Origin of the sequence: Kitasatospora sp. NPDC004669 (genome assembly GCF_040609455.1) — a bacterium.
GTDB lineage: Bacteria > Actinomycetota > Actinomycetes > Streptomycetales > Streptomycetaceae > Kitasatospora.
Window position 1 is genome coordinate 97,717 of sequence record NZ_JBEXKB010000007.1, and the last position, 20,272, is coordinate 117,988.

Consider the following 20,272-nt stretch of genomic DNA (forward strand, 5'->3'; position numbering starts at 1 on the left):
AGCATCTGGATGGCTGGCAGTAGTGATGATGGTGCTGTTCGAATCCTTCGTTCAAGCCGGGAGATTCCGGGTGCACTCTGGTTGAACGGGGCGTTTTCGAGTACCGGCGCTTGCGGCGCCCGCGCCCCCTGCTGTCAGGCGCGCCGGCACTGCCGATAAATCAAGGGTGGTGCGCTGGCACCACAGCGGATCGTCTCGGCGCCCATGGACGCGCACGCCGACAATGCTCGCAGAAGCGGCAACCGCGCCAGGTGGCGAGACGGCACCCACAGGGTGCAGGTGCTTCGGCCAGGCATGGTGATCGCTGGATGTCAGTGCGACGGCGGGTCGGTCCCAAGGGCTTCGGCGAAAGGGTCTTCGGACAGTAGCCAGTGGTCCATTCCGAGGGCGAGTTCGGAGTCGGTGAGCAGGCAGCTGTTCAGCCGCTCGTGGAGCGAGGGGATGTCGAGGTCGATGCCGGTGAAGGTCAGTTCGCAGCGGCGCTCGCCGTAGTAGGGGTGCCAGAGCAGCGCGGCGAAGGTGCGCCGCTCGGCCGGCACCGCGTGCCATGCCCTGCCGTCCTCTTCGGGCAGCCAGGTGCCTGCGGTCTGGATGGCCAGGTGCTCGCCGGCGGACTCCCACCGGTGGATGGACTGGGGTCGGTTGGCGAGCCACAGGTGCCCGTGTCCGCGGATGACGCCTGCGCAGATCTGCGCCAGTGCGTCGTACAGGCGTTGTGCGTGCATGGGTCGGCGGGATGACCAGTACGTGGTACGGACGCCGAACTCCGGTGCGCGCGGCTGTCGGGGGGCGGGCAGTGGGCCGTGCCGGTCCCGTACGTCGTTGGTGTCGAAGTGGTTCTGGCCGATCAGTGCCGAGAGGGTGGGTGTCCAGAGGTTTCCGGTCAGCGGGTCGTGGCAGATGTGGGCCATTGAGTGGCACGCGGAGAGGTGGCGTACCAGGGCAACGGCGCGTGCGGAGGCGGCGGGATCCGGATCGTGTGCGTTCGAGGTCACCACCGTCCTGGCGCTCTCGAGGTGCCGGGCGGCGGTCTCGGCGACCGTGCGTCGGTCTGCGGGGCCGATGGCCAGTCCCCGGTCCAGGAGCCGGTCGCCGCAGTCGAGATCGTCCTCGAGCCGCGACAGGTCGACGCAGGCGGCGACCGTGTCGATGCGCAGGTGGTCGGCGAGTGCCTGCCCGCGGATGTGGCCTTCCGCCACATCCAGGGCGACCAGGTCCGGCGCCATGCCCGGTGGCAGGGTGAGCAGCAGGTGCCGGTAGCGGGCGGTGCGCGCCAGTCGCAGCAGGACGGCGAGCAGGGCCGGCGGCAGCGCGTCGGAGGAGCACGGCCGCGCCGGCGTCAGTGTGCCGCCGCCGACCGGTCCGCGGCGCTCGTACATTTGCCAGGAGGCCGTACGGCCGTCGGAGTCGACCCGCACGGTGAGCACCGCGAGTCCCGGGACCTTGATGCGTGCCAGGTCGGCGACGCAGTCTCGGACGCCGGTGGCGAGGCCGCCGAGCACGGTGACAGGCAGCGGGCGAGGCTCGCCCTGCGGGGTCAACTCATTCCTCCTTGGTGCACCGGACGAGTCGGTGTATGTCAGCTCGCCGTGCCGGGCTTGGAACCGGTGAGGCCGTAGCGGCGCTGGAAGCGTTCGACGCGGCCGGCGGTGTCCAGGACGCGGGCGTTGCCGGTGTAGAAGGGGTGGCTGGCGGAGGAGATCTCGACGTCGATGACGGGGTAGGTGGTGCCGTCCGCCCACTCGATCGTCTTGTCGCTGGTGGCGGTGGAGCGGGTAAGGAAGGCGAGGTCGCCCGCCTTGTCGCGGAAGACGACGGGGCGGTAGGCGGGGTGGATGCCGGGCTTCATGTGGTTCTCCGGGTGGCAGGTGGGGTGGGTGGTCAGCGCTCTTCGCGGAAGTCGACGTGCGCGCGGGCGACGGGGTCGTACTTGCGCAGCACCAGGCGGTCGGGGTCGTTGCGGCGGTTCTTGCGGGTCACGTACGTGTAGCCGGTTCCCGCGGTGGAGCGGAGCTTGATGATCGGGCGCAGTTCGTTGCGGGCCATCGGGGTCCTTCCGGTGTGTCGGGCTGGCGTGGGCCTCACCATAGCGTAATGGTTTTCGTTTTCATCTAGTGTAGTGTCGGGTCAACGTTCGCGGCAGCGGCTGCATTCCCATGGGTCGGCCCCGGCTGCCGTCGCTGTCCTCACCGGCACGGAGTCGCCATGTCCGCCCACTGCCAGCTCACCGGTCGCAAGCCCGGTTTCGGCAACGCCATCTCCCACTCCCACCGGCGCACCAGGCGCCGTTTCGACCCCAACATCCAGACCAAGCGCTACTGGCTGCCGAGCGAGGGCCGGTTCGTCCGCCTGACGCTCAGCGCCAAGGGCATCAAGACCGTCGACAGGCTCGGCATCGAGAAGGCCGTCGCCGTCGTGCGCGCCCGGGGAGAGAAGGTCTGATGGCCAAGCGCAGCAAGATCGCCAAGAACGAGCAACGCAGGGCGGTCGTCGCCCGGTACGCCGGGCGCCGGGCCGAGCTCAAGCGCCTGATCGCCTCGCCCGCGACCCCTCCCGAGGAGCGCCTGGCCGCGCAGGCCGAGCTGCAGCGCCAGCCGCGTGACGCCAGCGCCACCCGGGTCCGCAACCGCGATGCGGTCGACGGCCGCCCGCGCGGCTACCTGCGGGCCTTCGGGCTCTCCCGCATCGGTGTGCGCCAGCAGGCCCACGCCGGGTTCCTGCCCGGTGTGCGCAAGGCCAGCTGGTAGCACGCCTCATATGCCGGTCGCATCCCGCACCGCGCCAACTCTCCCGGTCCGTGCGGCCCGGGGTGCGACCCCCGACCTGCTCCGCCGGCCGACGCCGGTGCGGCGCCTGAGAAAGGAAGACCCGTGTCCCAACAGAGCCTGCTGCCCGTGGTGGTGGTCGCCGGCCTGCACGAGGCCGAGCGCCGCCAGGCCGTCCTGGAGCTGCTCGCCGGCTGCGAGGGCGCGGTGGTCCTGCACCACGACCTGACCGCGGCCGGCGAGGGCAGAGTGGACCGGAAGGCCTGGGATGCGTCCGGCCCGCTGGGCGAGGCCCACGTGCCGCTCACCAACGACTGTCCGTGCTGCGCGCTGCGGGAGGACCTGCTGCCCGAACTGCTGAAGATCGCCGATGCCGGCAGGCACCGCCTCGCTGTGGTGGAGCTGTGGGGCGGCAGCGACCCGCACCCGCTGGTCGAGGTGATAGCGGGCGGCGAGGCCGACGACCGGTGCATGCACGAGGTGGTGGACGTGGCCGGCGTGGTCACGGCCGTGGACCCGCTCCGGGTCGTCCCGGAACTGTCGGTCTCGGACCAGCTCTTCGAGCATCATCTGCACACCTGTGGCGACGACGACCGCACGGTGGCGGAGGCGCTCGCCCACCAGATCGAGTACGCCGACGTGCTCGCCCTCTCCCATGCCGAGCAGGCTGCTGGGACGACGGAGCTGCACGCGGGCATCGCGATGCTGCGTCAGCTCCACCCGACCGCCCGTGCCGCGCGGCTGGGAACCGGAGCTCTGGTTCGTGCCGCGCTCGGGGGATTCGACGTGACGGCTGCCCGTGACCGGGTCAACCCGGCGCTGGCCCTGCTGCCACAAGCCGCCGACGAGGCGGGCGTGGCCACGCTCGTGTGGGAGCGCCGCCGGCCGCTGCACCCGGAGCGGCTCTACGAGGCCCTCGACCAGCTGGTGCCGGCCGCGCAGCGCAGTCGGGGGCGGTTCTGGCTCGCCAACCGGCCCGACCTGATGCTCGCGTGGGACGCGGCGGGGGCCAACCTGGCGGTGGAGGAGTGCGGTCCGTGGCTGGCCACGCTGCCGGACGCGACCTGGGAGCTCTACCCGCCCGCGCGGCGTGCCGCCGCGGCGCTCGACTGGAACCCGGTGCACGGCGACCGCGTGCAGCAACTGAGCTTCACCGCCGAAGGCCTGGACGTGGACGGGATCACCGAGCTGCTCGACCACTGCCTGCTCACCGACGTCGAGCTCGCGGCCGGCGAGTCGGGCTGGAAGGCCCTGCCGGACGCCTTCGAGAAACTGCTCGATCCCGTCGTCGCCTGACGCGTACGCAACTCTCGCCAGAAACAGGGAAGCTGTGATCAAGATCGCCCCCGCCCGCCGGGATCGCAAGACCCGCCCCAATCCGCTGCACGAAGCGCGGATCACGTACATCGACTACAAGGACACGAACCTCCTGCGGAAGTTCATCTCCGACCGCGGCAAGATCCGGAGCCGTAGGGTCACCCGCCTCACCGTCCAGCAGCAGAAGGCGATGGCCCGGGCCATCAAGAACGCCCGCGAGATGGCGCTGCTGCCGTACGTCTCCGGTGGCCCGACCGCCGTGAAGGCGGGCCGGTGAGCGGCCGCCTCCCGGTCACCGTGCTGTCCGGGTTCCTCGGCGCGGGCAAGACCACGCTGCTCAACCACCTGCTGAACAACCGGGACGGCCTGCGGGTCGCGGTCATCGTCAACGACATGAGCGAGATCAACATCGACGCCGCGTTGGTCCGCGACGGCGGCGGCGCGCTCTCCCGGACCGAGGAACGCCTGGTCGAGATGACCAACGGCTGCATCTGCTGCACCCTGCGCGACGACCTGCTGGAGGAGGTCGACCGCCTCGCCCAGGCCGGGCGCTTCGACTACCTGCTGATCGAGTCCAGCGGTATCTCCGAGCCGATGCCGGTTGCGGCCACCTTCGCCTTCGCCCGCGACGACGGCGCGACCCTGGGCGACGTGGCCCGCCTGGACACCATGGTCACCGTGGTCGACGCCGCGAACTTCCTGCCCGAACTGCGCGGCGGCGACGAGCTGGCGGCCCGCGGGCTCGACCAGTACGAGGACGACGAACGCACCGTCAGTGACCTGCTGATGGACCAGGTGGAATTCGCCGACGTGCTGGTCCTGAACAAGACCGACCTGGTCACGGCCGAGGAGGCCGATCGGCTCGCCGCCGCGCTCGGCCGGCTCAATCCCGCGGCCCGGATCGTCCGCGCGACCGGTGGCAAGGTCCCGCCCGCCGAACTGCTCGGTACCGGGCTCTTCGACCTGACGAAGGCCCAGGAGGCTCCGGGCTGGGTTGCCGAGCTCAATGGCGACCACGTGCCGGAGACCGAGGAGTACGGCATCAGCAGTCTGGTCTTCCGCGCCGAACGGCCCTTCCACCCCGGCCGGCTCTGGGAGTTGGTGAGCCGCAGGCTGGACGCGGGGGAGTTTGGCACGGTACTGCGCTCGAAGGGTTTCTTCTGGCTGGCCTCCCGGCCGGCCGTCACCGGCCTGTGGTCCCAGGCAGGCTCGGTCGCCCGCTTCGAGCCTTCCGGCATGCGCTCGACCGTGAGCCCGGCGACGGGCCTGGCCGGTCTGACCGATGCCACGGCGCTGACCGGCCTCGGCGACGAGCAGGTGCACAGCGGCCAGGAGCTGGTGTTCATCGGCACCGGTCTGCGCAAGGACGAGCTGCGGGCCGCGCTCGCCTACTGCCTGCTGGACGGCGCCGAGCACGCGGCTGGGCCGCACGTCTGGACGGCGTTCGAGGACCCGTTCCCCGTGTGGGACGAGTACGAGTTCCAGCAGGACCACGACCACTCCCACGCGTAACCATCACCACCCACCAGGAGGAATCGGCATGGCCGTCCCCAAGCGCAAGATGTCCCGCAGCAACACCCGCCACCGCCGCGCCAACTGGAAGGCGACCACGCCCCAGCTGGTACCGATCACCATCGACGGTCTCGAGCACCTCGTGCCCCGCAACCTGGTCCGCGCCTACGAGCGCCGCCTGCTGACCCCCGAGTCCTGAGACGTCATGCCCAGGCCGGCATCCCCGCGCCAGGCCGCCCAGCTGGCCGCGCTCAAGAACCACGCCCGCCACCTCCTCGCCCTCACGGACGAGGACGTCGTCCTGATCCGGCACAGGCCCGGGTTCAGGTGCGGGCTGCGCCCGGCCGCGTGGTCGAATGGCCGCCGCAGTGGCGTCGGAGGGGCCGCAGCTCACACGAGCTGCGACCCCTCCGGAGGTTGGGGGTCAGGAGGTGGTCAGGGCAGTGTCGTCGATGACGAAGCTGGTCTGGAGGGAGGAGTCCTCGGTGCCGGTGAACTTGACGGTGACGGTCTGGCCGGCGAGGGAGGAGAGGTCGTAGCTGCGCAGGGTGTAGCCGTTGCCGGCGTTGAGGTTGCTGAAGGTGGCCAGGGTGGTGGCGCCCGCCTGGACGGTCAGCTTGTCGTAGGCGGTGGTGCCGGTCTCGGCGGTGTCGATGTGCAGGTAGAAGCTGAGGGTGGCCTTGCAGCCGGCGGGGATGGTCACCGACTGGGAGAGCGTGTCGGTGTGGGTGCTGCCGTAGCCGTCGAGCCAGGCCTTCCAGCTGCCGCTGTGCGCGGGCTCGCTGCTGCTGTTGTCGATGACCCCGGCGCTCGCCGTCCAGGGGGCGGCGCTGCCGCTCTCGAAACCGGGGTTGCCGAGCAGTTGGGCGGCGGTGCAGGCGCCGCCGCTGCCGGTGACGGTCCAGCCGAAGGTGGTGGAGCCGCTGGCGCCGGTGCCGTCGGTGGCGGTCACGGTCGCGGTGTAGCTGCCGGTCGTGTTGGCGGTGCCGGTGATCAGGCCGGTGGTGGAGTTGACGGACAGTCCGGCGGGCAGGCCGCTCGCGGTGTAGCTGAGGGTCTGGCCGGAGGCGGAGTCGCTGGCGTGGATCTGCAGGCTGACCGAGGAGCCCTGGGCGCTGCTCTGGTTGCCGGGGTTGGTGACGGTGACGGTGTTCCCGCCGGTGGAGCCGGAGGTGAAGGCGGCGGTGCCGTTGGGGGTGCCGAGGCCGGTCGGGCCGTCGTAGCCGGTGCCGGCGGTGCACAGGTAGGACGGTGAGCAGCTGCCGTTGGCGCCGCTGGTCACGTCGTACAGCGAACCGGGGTGCGCGTACGGGTAGGAGGCCGGGGTGGTGCCGGCGGCCGGGGTGCCGGCGAGGGCGTAGACGGCGGCGATGATCGGGGCGGAGGCGCTGGTGCCGCCGTAGACGTTCCAGCCGGAGCCGCCGTAGGTCTGGTAGACCGCGACGCCGGTGGCCGGGTCGGCGACGGCGGAGACGTCCGCGACGGTGCGCTTTCCGCAGCCGGTGTCCTGCTGCCAGCCGGGCTTGGGGTCGTAGGCGGAGCAGCCGGAGCCGGCGCCGTTGCCGCCCGAGCTGCTGCCCCACACCGACTCGCTCCAACCACGGGCGTTGGAGGCGTGGTTGAGGCTGGTGCCGCCGACCGCGGTGACGTACTGCGAGGCCGCCGGGTACTCGACGCCGTAGCCGGAGTCACCGGAGGAGACGGTGATGGCGACGCCCGGGTGGTTGAAGTAGCTGGCGTCGGAGCTCGGGTCGGTGGAGTCCTCGGGGCCGCCGTAGCTGTTGGAGACGTACTTGGCGCCCATCGAGACGGCGGTGTTGATGGCGGCGCCCAGGTTGCCCATGTTCGCGTCGTCGGACTCGACCAGCAGGATGTGGCAGTTGGGGCAGACCGCGCTGACCATGTCGACGTCGAGCGAGATCTCCCCGGCCCAGCCGCTGTCGGCCGTCGGGTAGCTGGTGCCGCCGCGCTGGTCGACCTTTTTGAAGCAGCCGTTGGCGGTGGTGCAGGCGGGCAGGCCGTACTGGGAGCGGTAGGCGGCGAGGTCGGACTCGGCGTTGGGGTCGTCCTGGGCGTCGACGATGGCGACGGTGGCGCCGGACCCGGCCGAGGCGGGGAGCTTGTACGCGGAGGCGAGGTCGCTCGGGCCGTAGCCCGAGGGCGTGATGTTCGGCGCCAGAGTGGCCTGTTGGGCGATGTCCGTGCGGGCGAGCGCGAGGCAGGCCATCTCGCCGGGGTGGCTGGGGGCGGCGCACAACCGCTTGGCGGCGACGGCGGAGTGCGGTGCGCTGTCGGCGGTCGCGGTGGCCGTGGGGGCGGTGACCGCGAGCAGGCCGGTGGCAGCCAGGGCCAGGGCGGGCAGGGCGGCGAGGAATCTGCGCGGCTTGGGCAGCCGCGGGCCGCTGGGGGTGTGGTGGCGCAAGAGTCGACCCTCCGTGGGGTGAGGGCGCGGCCGGTGCCGGCATGGGGGTGCTCGCCGGTACGGGCTCGGGCCCGTGCTGACGGATCACGGCATGTGCGGGCCGGTCCCGGCGGATGGCCGCGGACCGGCTGGTGCTTGCGCTGTACGGGAGGTGGGGGATCCCGGGGAAATCTGCGTGTCGTGACGGCATGACAGGCCTACGGCATGCTGGAGGACGCCGTACGCGCAGCTGGTCGTGTGGCGTGCTCATGACGTTACTGACGGGTTGTCCATGCCCTCAAGACGCCGGTCCCAGCCTTTACCGGGCCTTGCCCATGAATTGCCCAACGAGTAAGGCAAGTTGGCGCGCGGAGGCGCCCGAGGACCCTCTCCCCGCCTGGGAGCCCCGGCTGGCAGGCCCCCGGCGACGCCTGCGCCGGGTGGCGGCTACCGGTCCGAGGGCGGCAGGTCCCGGTACGGGGCGCGCGGCTGGGGGACGGCGTGCTGCTCGGAGACGTCGATGCGTGGCGCGGCGGTGGTGGGGGCGTCCGGGGTGGGTTTCCAGGTGCCGGTGAGGTCCACCCAGCTGTCGATGGCGGGGGCCGGATCGTCGGCGCGCACCAGGACGCGCAGGCGGCGGGCGTCCGCCGCGCAGCAGCTGACGACCAGCCGGTTGAGGTACCACTCGCCGGGCTGCGCACCGGGGGAGACGAAGCCGGTGAGACGGACCTTGCGGCCCTCCAGACTCCGCTCCGGGTCGCGACTGCGGCCGATGAACTCGGTGAGCGACATCGGGGTGACCACGCCGACCCAGGGGTCGATGGCGGCGCCGGACGCGCCCGGGGCCGGCGGCGTCAGCGGGGTGTAGCCGGTCTGCTCGACGACGGCGTCCGTGCCGTCCCGGTTCGCGCTGAACGAGCCCAGCGGGGGAGGGGCGAGGCAGAGCAGCAAGGCGGCCGAACCGGGCCCAGAGCAGCCCCATGACCACCGCGGTGGCGAGGGAGGCGAGGAAGCGCGCCGCCACCAGCTCGGGCTGGCCCCGGAAGGCGACGGCGGTGGCCACCAGGACCAGCGGGTTGGCGGCCGGTGAGGAGAGCAGGAACGCCAGCGCGGCGGCCGGCGCCACTCCGCGCGCGATCAGCCGCTCGGCCACCGGCACGGAGGCGCACTCGCAGCCGGGCAGCACGACCCCGGCCGCGCCGGCGATCGGCACGGCGAGCAACGGGTTCCGCGGTAGCGCCCGCTCCAGCAGCCGGGCCGGGGCGAACGCGGCGATCGTGGCCGACAGCACCACGCCGAGCAGCAGGAACGGCAGCGCCTGCACGCAGACGGCGACAAAGACCGCCCCCAGGCCTCCAACCACGCCGGTCCCGTCCAACCGCCCAGGAACTGGCGTCCGACCAACACGGCCAGCATCCCGGCGACCAGTACTTCGAGCGAGCCGAGCGAGCGGACCCGGCGGCGGGTGCGGCCGACGGGGCCCGCAACCGGGTGCGGCCGGACGCTCCTTCGCTGCAGGAAGCTGGGGTACGGCCGCACCCCAGCGCGCGGCCGGGGGCGAGTCTAGGCGGTGCCTGCGGAGGAACGCCCGAAACCCCGGACAGGCCCCAGCCGCGGCCCCGGGGCTCGCTCTCCGGTCTGAGATGTCGCCGACGGGTCGGGGGCGCAGCTGCCCGCCACACGTCCCGGCGCAGCGGTGGTCCCGCGCGCTCTCACGAGTCCTCACCACCGGCACCTGGCCGGCAGGTCAACTGCCTGCCAAACGCTGAGCAAGGTCTCGGCAACGTCATCACTTCGGGCCGATGTCTCTGGTTGGCTGGGAAGCCGGGGCCGGGCGAGGGTTCGGAGGGCCGCGCGGAACCGGGGGTTTCGGTGCCGGCGGCCTGAATGCTCGCGAACTCGTCCGTGTCCGGCCCCGGGCCGGCTGCGCACGCTGTGTGGGGCACAGCGAGCGGACTCTGCGCAGCCGGCACCGCCCGGTCCCGACCGCGGAGTTCAGGGCTGTGGAGTGTCCCGGTAAGGATGGTCGGGCCGGGCGATGGGTGTCATCGCGGTGGCGTCCAGGGCGGGGGTTCCGGTGCCGGGTCGCCAGGTGCCGGTGACGGTCACCCATGAGTCGGCGGCCGGTGCGGGGACGCCGTGGATCTCGACCTTCAGTACCCGGGCGTCGGCGGCGCAGCAGCTGACGATGATCCGGCTGAGCCGCCAGCTCCCGGCGTCGGCTGGTGCGACGAAGCCGGTGAGCCGGACCGTGCGGTCCTTGAGGGATTGGGTGCCGTCCCAGACCGCGCGGCTGGAGAAGTCGCCCAGCGACAGCGCGACCGGATTCCCCGCGGGTAGCGGTGGGAAGCCGGTGCGCTTGGCGATGGCCCCCGAGCCGTCGCGGGCCACGGTGTACGAGCCGAGCGCGGGCGGGGCGAATAGCAGCAGCATCACCGCCGGGAACGCCAGCAGCCAGGCGGTGCTGGGTCCGGCGTGCGCATGGCCCTCGTGGTGCTCGTCCGGCTCGCCGGGCTGCCGGAGTTCCCGTACGGCCGCCACCAGGGCGAGCAGAACCAGTATCGCTCCGGTGGCGATCAGCGCCGGCCGCAGGCCCTCCTTGACGTAGCGCAGGTAGAGCGTGCTGAACAGGCTGACGCGAAGCAGCGCCGAGCCGGTGAGCAGGAGCAGGACGCTGGGCCCCAGGCGCTTCACAGCAGCCACCCCCCGACCAGGGCGCTGACCAGGATGGCGGTGGCGAAGGTGGCGGCGGAGAACCGGACGGCGAAGGCACGGCCGAAGGTTCCGGCCTGGAGCGCGATGAGCTTGAGGTCGACCATCGGTCCCACGACCATGAACGCCAGGCGGGCGGTGGGGGAGAAGCCGGACAGCGAGGCGGCGACGAAGGCATCGGCCTCGGAGCAGATCGACAGCACCACCGCCAGCACGCCGAGCAGCGGCACGGCCAGCCAGGGAGAGGCGGCAAAGGTCTCCAGGGCGGACGGCGGCACGGCGATGTTGAACGTCGCAGCGGCGGCGGCACCAAGAACGAGGAAGCCGCCCGCGTGCAGGAAGTCATGCTGCAGCGCCCTGGTGAAGGCTGTCCACCGGCCGTGGCCTTCTACGCTCGGTGGCCGCTCGCGCAGTCGCAGCCAGTCGGTGCGTCCCAGCCGCAGCCACAGCCAGCCCATGATCACGGAGGTGGTGAGCGAGGCGAGCAGCCTGGCGAGCACCAGTTCCGGGTGGCCGGGGAAGGCGATCGAGGTCGCCACCAGGACGACCGGGTTGACGGCGGGAGCCGACAACAGGAAGGCCAGCGCGGCCGCCGGGGCGACTCCGCGCCGGATCAGGCTCCCGGCAACCGGCACCGACGCGCACTCGCAGCCTGGCAGCACGGCCCCGGCGGCCCCCGCGACCGGCACCGCGAGAACCGGGTTGCGGGGCAGTACCCGGCTGAGGACCCGGTCCGGCACCAGGGCGCCGATCGCCGCCGAGACCACCGTGCCCAGCAGCAGGAACGGCAGGCCCTGGATCACCACCGCCGCCAGCACCGTGCCCCATGCCTGGAGCGCAGGCTGCTCCAGCCTGCTCAGCACGGCGGGTGCGGCCAGCAGCCCCGCCGTACCGACGACCGTGAGCGCGAAGGCACCGAAGGCCAGCGCCAGGACGATCCGCAGCACCAGACGCAGCACGTCGGAGGGGTGCGGCCGGCGCGACGGCCGGGTCCGGGGGGCTGTCTCGTCGAGCACGGTTCACCGACCTTCACATGCGCCCCTGCCGACCAGGGGGATTCGGCGCGAAGCCTAACGGGTCGGCCGGACGTGCGGATCGCAGGCAGCGGCAGCGGCGACGAGTGTGCGGATGACGCCTGGCCGGGGACCGGCGGGACGGACCCTGGTGCCGTCCTGTCCCTCGTGTCGGCCCTCCGACGACTGGCCGGGGACGGTTAAAGATTGGTAATGGTTTCCATTTCGGGCCTCAGTTGCTCTTGGTTTTGAAAACCGTTTCCAGCTAGCGTGGCGGGTGTCCACCGGAGCTGGACCCTGCCGTTCGGGCCGGGCCAGCGGGTTCGAAGGAGTAAGCCGCCATGCGTGCCGCCCTGTTCAGCAAGGCCCGTCGCCGCCCCCTCAGAGTCGTCCTCGGCGCTGCCACCGTCGCCGCCCTCGCCGCCACCAGCGCGTGCTCGACCAGCTCGTCGGCGAAGAGCGCCTCCGGTGGTTCGAGCAGTGGCGGGGGCTCGAAGGTGATCCAGGTAGTGGCGGCGGAGAACTTCTGGGGCAGCATCGCCACCCAACTCGGCGGTGACCACGTGAAGGTGACGAGCGTCATCACCAACCCGGACACCGACCCGCACTCCTACGAGCCGACCGCCGCCGACGGCCGCACGGTCGCGGGCGCGGACTACGCGATCACCAACGGGATCGGGTACGACGCCTGGTCGGACAAGCTACTGTCGGCGAACCCCGCTTCCGGCCGCACCGCGCTGAAGGTCGGCGACCTGCTGGGCAAGAAGGAGGGCGACAACCCGCACCAGTGGTACTCGGCGGAGAGCGTCACCAAGGTGATCGACCGGATCACCGCCGACTACAAGAAGATAGACCCGGCCGACGCGGCCTACTTCGACCAGCAGAAGCAGACCTTCGCCACCCAGACCCTGGCCAAGTACAGCCAGCTCGAAGCCGACATCAAGACGAAGTACGCGGGCACCCCGATCGGCGCCTCCGAGTCGATCGTCACGCCGCTCGCCGAGAGCGTCGGCCTGAAGATGCTGACGCCCGAGACGTTCCTGGACGCGGAGAGCGAGGGCACCGACCCGACCGCCGCCGACAAGGCCGCCATCGACCAGCAGATCTCCGGCAAGCAGATCAAGATCTACGTCTACAACACCCAGAACTCCAACCCCGATGTCGTGGCCCAGGTCAACGCCGCGAAGGCCCAGGGCATCCCGGTCGCCCAGGTCACCGAGACCCTCGCCCCCGCGGGCGCCACCTTCCAGGACTGGCAGACCCAGGAGCTCCAGGGCATCGCCGACGCGCTGAAGCAGGCGACGGGCGAGTGAGCATCCACCCGATCGAACAGGTCCGTACGGACATGGAGCGCACCGCGCCCGGTGGGGAGCCGGTGCTGGCACTGCGCGGCGCGGCCGTGCGCGTGGGCGGCCGGACCTTGTGGTCGGGTGTCGATCTGACCGTCGGGGCCGGGGAGTTCACCGCCGTCCTCGGCCCCAACGGAGTCGGCAAGTCCACCCTCGTCAAGATCCTGCTGGGGGTCCTCCCGGCGGCGGCCGGTGAAGTCCGTGTCCTCGGCGGCGCGCCCGGCGAGCGCAACTCGGCGGTCGGCTACCTGCCGCAACGCCGCAACTTCGATGCGAGCGTGCGCATCCGTGGGGTGGATGTGGTGCGGCTGGGCCTGGACGGGGATCGGTGGGGGGTCCCCGTCCCGGGCCTGGGCCGGGCGAAGCGCCGGGCGGCGCGTGAACGCGTGGAGGAGGCCGTGGAGCTGGTCGGTGCTTCGGCGTACGCGCACCGGCCGATCGGACAGTGCTCGGGCGGCGAGCAGCAGCGACTGCTGATCGCCCAGGCGCTGATACGCCGTCCCCAAGTGCTGCTGCTGGACGAACCGTTGGACAGCCTGGACCTGCCCAACCAGGGCGCCATCGCCGCGCTGCTCGGGCGGATCTGCCACCAGGAGGGCGTGTCGGTGGTGATGGTCGCCCACGACGTGAACCCGATACTCCATCACCTGGACCGGGTGGTCTACATCGCCGAAGGCGGCGCCGTCTCCGGCACCCCGGCCGAGGTGATCACCTCCGAGACGCTGACCCGCCTCTACCGTACGCCCGTCGAGGTGCTGCGCACCTCGAATGGGCGGCTGGTGGTGGTCGGGCAGCCGGAGGCCCCGGCCGTCCACTCCGACCGGCACGGCAAGGGAGGCGGCGGGGATGCTGCTGGCATCTGACGCGTCATCACCAGTGTTCTCCTGGAACCTGGTCGCGGACTTCCAGGACATGTGGTCGTACCTGTACATGGTGAACGCGTTCCGGGCTGGTCTGATCGTTGCCGTGGTGTGCGCGGTGGTGGGCTGGTTCATGGTGCTGCGGCGGCAGGCCTTCGCCGGGCACACGCTGTCGGTGGCGGCCTTCCCGGGCGCGTCCCTGGCGATCCTGCTCGGATTCTCCACCACGCTCGGCTACTTCGGGTTCTGCGTCGCCGCCGCGCTGGTGATAGCGGCGCTGCGGCGCGGGGGCCGGGAGGGCGGGGCGGAGGAGTCCGCGGTCACGGGGACGGTCCAGGCGTTCGCGCTGGCCTGCGGCTACCTCTTCATCAGCCTGTACAAGGGCCTGTTGGAGGGGCCGACGGCGCTGCTGTTCGGCGACTTCCTGGGCATCACCACCGGACAGGTGGTGACCCTCGCGGTGATCGGCGCGGTGCTGCTGGCCGTGCTGGCGGTGATCGGGCGCCCGCTGCTGTTCGCCTCCGTCGACCCGGAGGTGGCCGCCGGGCGCGGCGTTCCGGTACGGGCGCTGGGTGCGCTGTTCCTGGTGCTGCTGGGCGCAGCGACGGCCGAGGCCAGCCAGATCACCGGCACTCTGCTGGTGTTCGCGCTGATGGTGATCCCGCCCGCGACCGCGCAACAGCTCACGGCCCGGCCCGGGCTGAGCCTTCTGCTGTCGGTGGTACTCGGCCTGACGGCGTGCTGGGCTGGGCTGATCACGGCCTACTACCAGCCGTATCCGCTGGGCTTCTTCGTCACCGGCTTCGCCTTCGCCGGATTCGTCCTCGCGCACCTGGTCCGCTTCGCCCGTGAGGCCGCCGGCCGCACGCGCACACCGCTCGCGATCGAAGGTGTGGCATGAGCTCGGTGATCACCCAGGCGTTCTTCCAACACGCCCTGCTGGCCGGGACGTTCATCGCGCTGGCCTGCGGCCTGGTGGGCTACTTCCTGGTGCTGCGGGCCCAGATCTTCACCGGGGACGCGCTCAGCCACGTCGCGTTCACCGGCGCGATGGCGGCCCTGGCCGGCGGCTGGGACCTGCGGCTCGGCCTGTTCGCCGCGACCATAGGCGTCGGCCTGCTGATCGGCGGGCTCGGCCGCCGCGGGCGGGCGGACGACGTGGTGATCGGCAGCGTCTTCGCCTGGATCCTGGGCCTGGGCGCGTTCTTCCTCACCATCTACACCACCTCCCGCAGCGGCGCCCAGGGTGGCGCCGGAACGAGCGTGCTGTTCGGCTCGATCTTCGGCCTGCACGGCAACCAGACCACCGTCGCGGTCGCCATCGCCGGCGCGGTGTGCGTGCTCGTCCTCCTCATCGCCCGGCCACTGCTGTTCACCACCCTGGACGAGGCCGTGGCCGCCGCCCGAGGCGTGCCGGTACGGCTGCTCGGCTTCGCCTTCCTCGCCCTGGTCGGCGCGACCGCCGGCGAGGCCACCCAGGCCGTCGGCTCGCTGCTCCTGCTGGGACTGCTCGCGGCACCGGCGGGCGCGGCGATCCGCCTGACCGGCCGCCCGTTCCGCGCGCTCGGCCTCTCCGCTGGGCTCGCGGTGGCGGAGATGTGGGGCGGCCTGCTGCTCAGCGCCGCCGCACCCGAACTGCCGCCCAGCTTCGCGATCATGGCCACCGCCAGCGCCGTCTACACCGCCACCTTCCTCATCCGGCCCCGTCGCACGACTCTCCCGGCAGCGGCCTGACCACCATGTCGCAACGGGGGAACAGCACGAACGACACACGGGTCTCCGCCCTCACGGCGGCGTTCGACCGCAGGGCAGCCAACGCCGCTCGGCCACCGGCCTCACCAGGTGAGGCCGGACTGATCGGGCGGCCGACGCCGCAGCGCACCGAAATCCTGCAAGCCCTGGCCCACTGCCAGGAGTTCATCAGCGCCCAGCTGCTCCACACCGGGCTGCTCGCGGCCGGCACGCGCGTGGGTCTGAGCACCGTCTACCGCACCCTCACCGCACTCGCCGCAGCCGGCCGCGCCGACGTGGTCCGCGACGCCAACGGCGAGCGGCTCTTCCGCTACCGCCCCGACGACGACCACCGCCACTACCTGCTCTGCCGCCAGTGCGGGATCAGCATCCCGGTGGACGCCGGCCCGGTCGAGACCTGGGCCGACCAGATCGCCCGCACCTCCGGCTTCGCGGACGTCCAGCACACCGTGGAGCTCGCCGGGATCTGCACCGGTTGCACTGCGGCGCGCGCCGACAGCTGAACTCCCGGACCGGGACGGAGCTACCCGGGTCGCGCTGCCGGTCGCGTTGCTGTACGAGTCGGCGACGATAGGCCATTCGTTGTGGTAGATCTTGAACGGCAGGTCCTTCTCCAGCGGCGGAGTGTCGAGGACGGGGATGCGGCCAGCACGGCTCCGTTCACGTCGAGCCCGCCGTAGAGGCCCGCGTTGCCGTTGACGTCCAGCCTGGCGCCGCTGCAGCCCCGGTACGACATCGTCCGGTGGGGTACGGTCTCCAGCCCCTCGGCCATCCGGCGCGTCAGTGGCCGGCCGCAGTCCTACACGAATGCGATCACCACGTCCGTGCCCCGCGAGGCACGCCGCTGGCCCTCGGCGAGCATGTCGTTCGTCTTGCCGACCCCAGGCGTGGCCCCGAGGTACCTCCGCAACGTGGCCCCGAGGTACACCCGCAACCGGCCGCGCGACACCATCGCCGTCCTTCCCAGCCGCCCGGCAGGAAGGCGGTACGGCTCGATCGCCCCGCCCGCGACAGAGCCCTGCGCGGAACAGACTCACGGGAAGCAAACCTCTACGTCTCTCATGGTCATCCTCGCGCCCGGTGGCGACGACCGGCGCCTGCACAAAAGTGGCCGTGGCCTCGGTCCTGCCGGACGGACGCCAGCGCCGACGAGTGCTCCATGATCCGTGACCAGAGGACCACAGCACGTAGTCGCTTGCCCGGACGGCTGAGGCGGTTGCGCCCTGCTCGCACCGGTTGCGCTCCCGGTGGCAGGCGAATACGCCCTGCCGCCCCCCGCTAATGTCCCGATAAGATGACCGTAGGTGTGCCGGGAAGCCTGGTCGGCTCGGGGGACGACTGCAGCGATCGGCGGCGGTGACCCCGTTCGTCGTGATGAGGTCTTACCCGCCGATGCGCGTTGTAGGGATCGTTCTCGTCCTGGTGGTTCTGGCCACGACCGTGGCCACCTTCGCCCGGCGTCTGCGCGTGCCCGCGCCCTCGCTGCTGGTCCTGGCCGGCGTCGGGGTGGCACTGATACCCGGCGTCCCCGCCCTGCACGTCCCCCCGCAGGCCATCGCCATGGTCGTCCTGCCGCCGCTGCTGTACGCCTCGGCCGAGGAGCTGTCGCTGCGCGACCTGCGCACGGTGTGGCGTCCGGTGACGATCCTCTCCTTCGGCCTCGTCTTCGCTTCCGCCGCCGCCGTCGGCTTCACGGCCGTCGCCGTCGCCGGTCTGCCACCCGCGATGGCCTTCGTCCTCGGCGCCGTGCTTTCCAGCACCGACCCGGTGGCCGTCACCGCGCTCGGCCGCCGCCTTGCCCTGCCCGGACGCGTGCAGGTGCTGGTGCAGGCGGAGAGTCTGTTCAACGACGCCACCTCGCTGGTGCTGTTCAAGGTGGCAGTCGGCATCGCCGTGGCGGTCGGCGCCTCGGTGAGCCTGCCGGCGGCGGGCGGGGAGTTCCTGCTGCTCGGAGGCGGCGGCAGCCTGGTGGGCGCGGCCGTCGCGGGCCTGGTGTGGCTGGTGCGCCGCCGCACCACCGACCCGGTCCTGGAGACCGTGATCGCCCTGGTCACCCCGTACGCGGCCTACGTCCTGGCCGAGTCCGTACACACCTCCGGCGTCACCTCGGTCGTGGTCGCAGGAGTCCTGCTCGGCCGCTCCGGCCACCGCCTCACCGACGCCCACATCCGCCTGCAGCTGCACGCCGTCTACGCCGTGGTCGTATTCCTGCTGGAGAGCGTCGTCTTCTCCATCGTCGGCCTGGAGCTGCCCACCCTGGTCCGGGACCTTCCCGCCGGCACCGGGCTCTGGCCACTGCAGGCGCTCGCGCTGGCCACCGTGCTGATCGCGGTGCGGGTGCTGTCCACGCTGCCGTTGACCCGCGCTGTCAAGCCCACGCAGGGACGGTTGTCCTGGCGGGTGGCCGGGGTGGTCACCTGGGCCGGCACCCGCGGCGTCATGCCGCTGGCCGCTGCCCTGTCCATCCCGCTGGTCACCGACGACGGCACCAAGCTCACCGGACGCCCGCTGGTCCTGGTGCTCACTACCTCCGTCGTCGTCTTCACCCTGGTCGTTCAGGGCCTGACCCTCGCGGCCGTGGTCAACCGCTCCGGCCTCGCCCTCGAACCCGAGCACACCGCCCGCGAGGAGGACGATGCCCGCGATGCCCTCAACCACGCCGCCCTCGACCACGTCGACCACCTGGCCACCCTGGAGGCCATGCCCGACACCGCCATCGACCGGGTAAGAAGGGGCCTGAACGCCCGCCTCGACCGCACACCCGAAACCCCCGACGGCACCACCGCCGACGCCGCCTACCGCCAGTTGCGCCACGAGGTCATCGCCGTCCAGAGCACCGAACTCCACCGCCTGTACGACGAACACCGCATCAGCGACACCACCCGCCGCCGCCTCCAGCACGACCTCGACCGCGAGGAGGCCGCCCTCGGCACCCCGTGAGCTTTGCCGGGCACTGGGAGGCCGATCGGCGGCTGCCCATAAAGGAGGCTCAGCGACGGCGTCGCCCCGGGGACAGCGCGCTGAGTGCCGCGCACAGGGACGCTCCGAACAGCATCCCACCCCACGGCACCCCACCCCCGGGACGATGTGCCACCGCCGCGTAGGCGCAGTGGCCAAGCACGCCGCCCACGAGGAAGACGACGAACGCTCGAAGCGCGAACCACCACCGGCTGCAGCGGACCATCCCAGAGATCACGGAAGGATTATCCGCACGGCGCGGCGAGCGACCGGATCCGCCCGGCCGGGCCGTTCCAGGACTGGCCGTGCGCGCAGACCTCCGCACCGGTTGGCCGTGCCAACCGGCGGCAGCTCGGGGGCCTGACGGTTTTCCCGCGAACGTGCCGCCCTCGGTGACGATTCCAGGTGAGGAAACGGGACGCCGTGTATCTGAGGGATCCGACGTCCAGGGCCGGGCGGCGGCGCCTCGCGGCGGTTTTGGCACGCGGGGCTTCGTGGAGACGATCAATGGGTTGCCAGCTGTCGAGGAGACACCCAGTGGCGGCACCGCCCCCTCCGTGGACGGTCCGCGTCGAGCCTCCTCCGATCAGCGACGGCACTGGGCCCACGGCTTGCACTCGTCACCGGTCAGAGGCAAACGGGCCGCGTTGTGGTGTCGCGCAAGGAACGCGTTAACGCGCTGCTAACCGGCTTGCATCCAGTCCGCGTGCTGCTACACCGGAACATGGAGGTGTGAGATGCGCCGTTACGTGATGAGGGGGCCGGTCTCCCTGCTGGTGGCTGCGGTGGTCCCGCTCGCAGTCAGTGCGTTGTTGCTGCCGCTGCGCGGGCATCTGGCCAACACCAACGTCGCCCTGCTGCTGGTCGTCGCGGTGGTCGCGGTGGCGGCCGTGGGACACCGGATGGCAGGGGCTGTCGCCGCGTTGAGCGCCGCCGCGTGGTTCGACTTCTTCTTCACCCGGCCCTTCGAGCGGTTCACCATCAGCAACTCCTCCGACATCACCACGGCATTGCTGCTGCTGGCCGTCGGGTTGGCGGTCTCGCAACTGGCGGCGCGCGCCCGGCATTTCGAGGTCGTGGCGGTCACCGATGCCGGCTACCTGGCCCGGATCCACGAGGCCGCGGTCATGGCGCGGTCGAAGCCGGCACCTGCCGTGGTGGACCACGTGCGGGCCGAGCTGGTCGATCTGCTCGGGTTGCGGAGCTGCCGGTTCGAGCACGGCTCCCTGCTCGGCCGCCCGCCGCGCCTGGAGCCCGACGGCTCGATCGTCGTCGGCCGCAAGACCTGGGCGACCGACGAGCTGGGGATGCCGCCGGAAGAAGTGGAACTGAGGGTGTTCGGCAACGGCAGGTACATAGGGCGGTTCATGCTCGACGCCGTGCCCGGCAGCTGGCCCAGCCGGCAGGCCCTGCTCGTCGCAGTGACCCTGGCCGACCAGGCCGCAACCGCACTGGAGTCGTCCACCAGGCCCGTGAAGGCGGCGTGATCCTCCCACCCGGCCGCCCAGAGCCGCCTCCTCGCGGCCGAGGTTGCGCTGGAAGCGGTGGGCGGCGTCGACGATGCCGTGTTCGTCGAGGAGAAGGCGGAGGCGCCCGAAGCCGTTCCTGACGGGCCAGAGCTACGCGGCCAAAC

General features: G+C 71.7%; 21 protein-coding genes and 1 pseudogene. 13 read left to right on the forward strand and 9 right to left on the reverse strand.

Features of this window, described 5'->3' with window-relative positions:
- Nucleotides 1-311: 311 nt before the first annotated feature.
- From ABZW30_RS08530 to rpmG, 3 genes are read right to left on the reverse strand one after another with little or no spacing between them, the layout of a single operon-like run.
- Nucleotides 312-1,541, reverse strand: a complete 1,230-nt coding sequence (locus tag ABZW30_RS08530) for a GTP-binding protein (RefSeq protein WP_355670277.1) — start codon at nt 1,539-1,541, stop codon at nt 312-314.
- Between the two features lie 38 nt (nt 1,542-1,579).
- Nucleotides 1,580-1,849 (reverse strand): type B 50S ribosomal protein L31, encoded by a 270-nt coding sequence (locus tag ABZW30_RS08535; protein WP_355670278.1) that lies wholly within the window; start codon nt 1,847-1,849, stop codon nt 1,580-1,582.
- A 32-nt stretch (nt 1,850-1,881) separates the two neighbouring features.
- On the reverse strand, nt 1,882-2,046 hold the full coding sequence (gene rpmG, locus ABZW30_RS08540; protein WP_280728276.1) for a 50S ribosomal protein L33: 165 nt from the start codon (nt 2,044-2,046) through the stop codon (nt 1,882-1,884).
- Nucleotides 2,047-2,205: 159 nt separating this feature from the next.
- Here rpmG and rpmB point away from each other — a divergent pair, with 159 nt between their 5' ends.
- The 6 genes from rpmB (at nt 2,206) to rpmF (ending at nt 5,793) form a co-directional block, all read left to right on the forward strand.
- Nucleotides 2,206-2,442 carry a 50S ribosomal protein L28 gene (rpmB, locus tag ABZW30_RS08545; protein ID WP_355670279.1) on the forward strand — a complete coding sequence of 79 codons (237 nt, stop codon included), beginning with the start codon at nt 2,206-2,208 and terminating at the stop codon, nt 2,440-2,442.
- Nucleotides 2,442-2,747 carry a 30S ribosomal protein S14 gene (rpsN, locus tag ABZW30_RS08550; protein ID WP_355670280.1) on the forward strand — a complete coding sequence of 102 codons (306 nt, stop codon included), beginning with the start codon at nt 2,442-2,444 and terminating at the stop codon, nt 2,745-2,747. Before rpmB ends, rpsN begins: the two co-directional genes overlap by 1 nt.
- A 123-nt stretch (nt 2,748-2,870) precedes the next feature.
- Nucleotides 2,871-4,061 (forward strand): GTP-binding protein, encoded by a 1,191-nt coding sequence (locus ABZW30_RS08555; RefSeq protein WP_355670281.1) that lies wholly within the window; start codon nt 2,871-2,873, stop codon nt 4,059-4,061.
- Between the two features lie 43 nt (nt 4,062-4,104).
- Entirely contained in the window at nt 4,105-4,359 is a 255-nt protein-coding gene (gene rpsR / locus ABZW30_RS08560; protein WP_355670358.1) for a 30S ribosomal protein S18, read from the forward strand.
- Complete coding sequence (locus ABZW30_RS08565) at nt 4,356-5,594, forward strand: GTP-binding protein (protein WP_355670282.1); 1,239 nt, start codon at nt 4,356-4,358, stop codon at nt 5,592-5,594. The genes rpsR and ABZW30_RS08565 overlap by 4 nt, the downstream gene beginning before the upstream one ends.
- Before the next feature lie 28 nt (nt 5,595-5,622).
- Nucleotides 5,623-5,793, forward strand: a complete 171-nt coding sequence (gene rpmF / locus ABZW30_RS08570; protein ID WP_355670283.1) for a 50S ribosomal protein L32 — start codon at nt 5,623-5,625, stop codon at nt 5,791-5,793.
- A gap of 225 nt (nt 5,794-6,018) precedes the next feature.
- Here rpmF and ABZW30_RS08575 read toward each other — a convergent pair whose 3' ends face one another.
- The 5 genes and pseudogenes from ABZW30_RS08575 to ABZW30_RS08595 all read right to left on the reverse strand — a co-directional run bounded on the left by ABZW30_RS08575 (nt 6,019) and on the right by ABZW30_RS08595 (nt 11,723).
- Entirely contained in the window at nt 6,019-8,016 is a 1,998-nt protein-coding gene (locus ABZW30_RS08575; RefSeq protein ID WP_355670284.1) for a putative Ig domain-containing protein, read from the reverse strand.
- 426 nt (nt 8,017-8,442) lie between these two features.
- Nucleotides 8,443-8,946 (reverse strand): TIGR03943 family protein, encoded by a 504-nt coding sequence (locus tag ABZW30_RS08580; RefSeq protein ID WP_355670285.1) that lies wholly within the window; start codon nt 8,944-8,946, stop codon nt 8,443-8,445.
- A 1-nt stretch (nt 8,947) separates the two neighbouring features.
- Nucleotides 8,948-9,411 (reverse strand): annotated as a pseudogene (locus ABZW30_RS08585) (permease); the annotation flags it as partial.
- Between the two features lie 579 nt (nt 9,412-9,990).
- A complete protein-coding gene (locus tag ABZW30_RS08590) occupies nt 9,991-10,689 on the reverse strand; it encodes a TIGR03943 family protein (protein ID WP_355670286.1) in 699 nt (232 codons plus the stop codon).
- Nucleotides 10,686-11,723 (reverse strand): permease, encoded by a 1,038-nt coding sequence (locus ABZW30_RS08595; protein WP_355670287.1) that lies wholly within the window; start codon nt 11,721-11,723, stop codon nt 10,686-10,688. The genes ABZW30_RS08590 and ABZW30_RS08595 overlap by 4 nt, the downstream gene beginning before the upstream one ends.
- Nucleotides 11,724-12,061: 338 nt before the next feature.
- Here ABZW30_RS08595 and ABZW30_RS08600 point away from each other — a divergent pair, with 338 nt between their 5' ends.
- Genes ABZW30_RS08600 through ABZW30_RS08620 form a run of 5 tightly spaced genes read left to right on the forward strand, consistent with a single transcriptional unit; the run spans nt 12,062 to nt 16,184 of the window.
- Nucleotides 12,062-13,033, forward strand: coding sequence for a zinc ABC transporter substrate-binding protein (locus ABZW30_RS08600; RefSeq protein WP_355670288.1), 972 nt, complete (start codon nt 12,062-12,064; stop codon nt 13,031-13,033).
- Complete coding sequence (locus tag ABZW30_RS08605; RefSeq protein WP_355670289.1) at nt 13,030-13,932, forward strand: ATP-binding cassette domain-containing protein; 903 nt, start codon at nt 13,030-13,032, stop codon at nt 13,930-13,932. The genes ABZW30_RS08600 and ABZW30_RS08605 overlap by 4 nt, the downstream gene beginning before the upstream one ends.
- Nucleotides 13,916-14,830 (forward strand): metal ABC transporter permease, encoded by a 915-nt coding sequence (locus tag ABZW30_RS08610; protein WP_355670290.1) that lies wholly within the window; start codon nt 13,916-13,918, stop codon nt 14,828-14,830. The genes ABZW30_RS08605 and ABZW30_RS08610 overlap by 17 nt, the downstream gene beginning before the upstream one ends.
- Entirely contained in the window at nt 14,827-15,663 is an 837-nt protein-coding gene (locus ABZW30_RS08615; RefSeq protein ID WP_355670291.1) for a metal ABC transporter permease, read from the forward strand. The genes ABZW30_RS08610 and ABZW30_RS08615 overlap by 4 nt, the downstream gene beginning before the upstream one ends.
- 5 nt (nt 15,664-15,668) lie before the next feature.
- Nucleotides 15,669-16,184, forward strand: a complete 516-nt coding sequence (locus ABZW30_RS08620) for a Fur family transcriptional regulator (RefSeq protein ID WP_355670292.1) — start codon at nt 15,669-15,671, stop codon at nt 16,182-16,184.
- Nucleotides 16,185-16,480: 296 nt separating this feature from the next.
- On the opposite strand, the gene ABZW30_RS08625 is transcribed toward ABZW30_RS08620, so the two are convergent.
- Nucleotides 16,481-16,633, reverse strand: a complete 153-nt coding sequence (locus ABZW30_RS08625) for a hypothetical protein (protein ID WP_355670293.1) — start codon at nt 16,631-16,633, stop codon at nt 16,481-16,483.
- Between the two features lie 440 nt (nt 16,634-17,073).
- Here ABZW30_RS08625 and ABZW30_RS08630 point away from each other — a divergent pair, with 440 nt between their 5' ends.
- Nucleotides 17,074-18,621 carry a Na+/H+ antiporter gene (locus ABZW30_RS08630; RefSeq protein WP_355670294.1) on the forward strand — a complete coding sequence of 516 codons (1,548 nt, stop codon included), beginning with the start codon at nt 17,074-17,076 and terminating at the stop codon, nt 18,619-18,621.
- A 755-nt stretch (nt 18,622-19,376) separates the two neighbouring features.
- Nucleotides 19,377-20,126 (forward strand): DUF4118 domain-containing protein, encoded by a 750-nt coding sequence (locus tag ABZW30_RS08635; RefSeq protein WP_355670295.1) that lies wholly within the window; start codon nt 19,377-19,379, stop codon nt 20,124-20,126.
- The last annotated feature ends 146 nt before the right edge of the window (nt 20,127-20,272 follow it).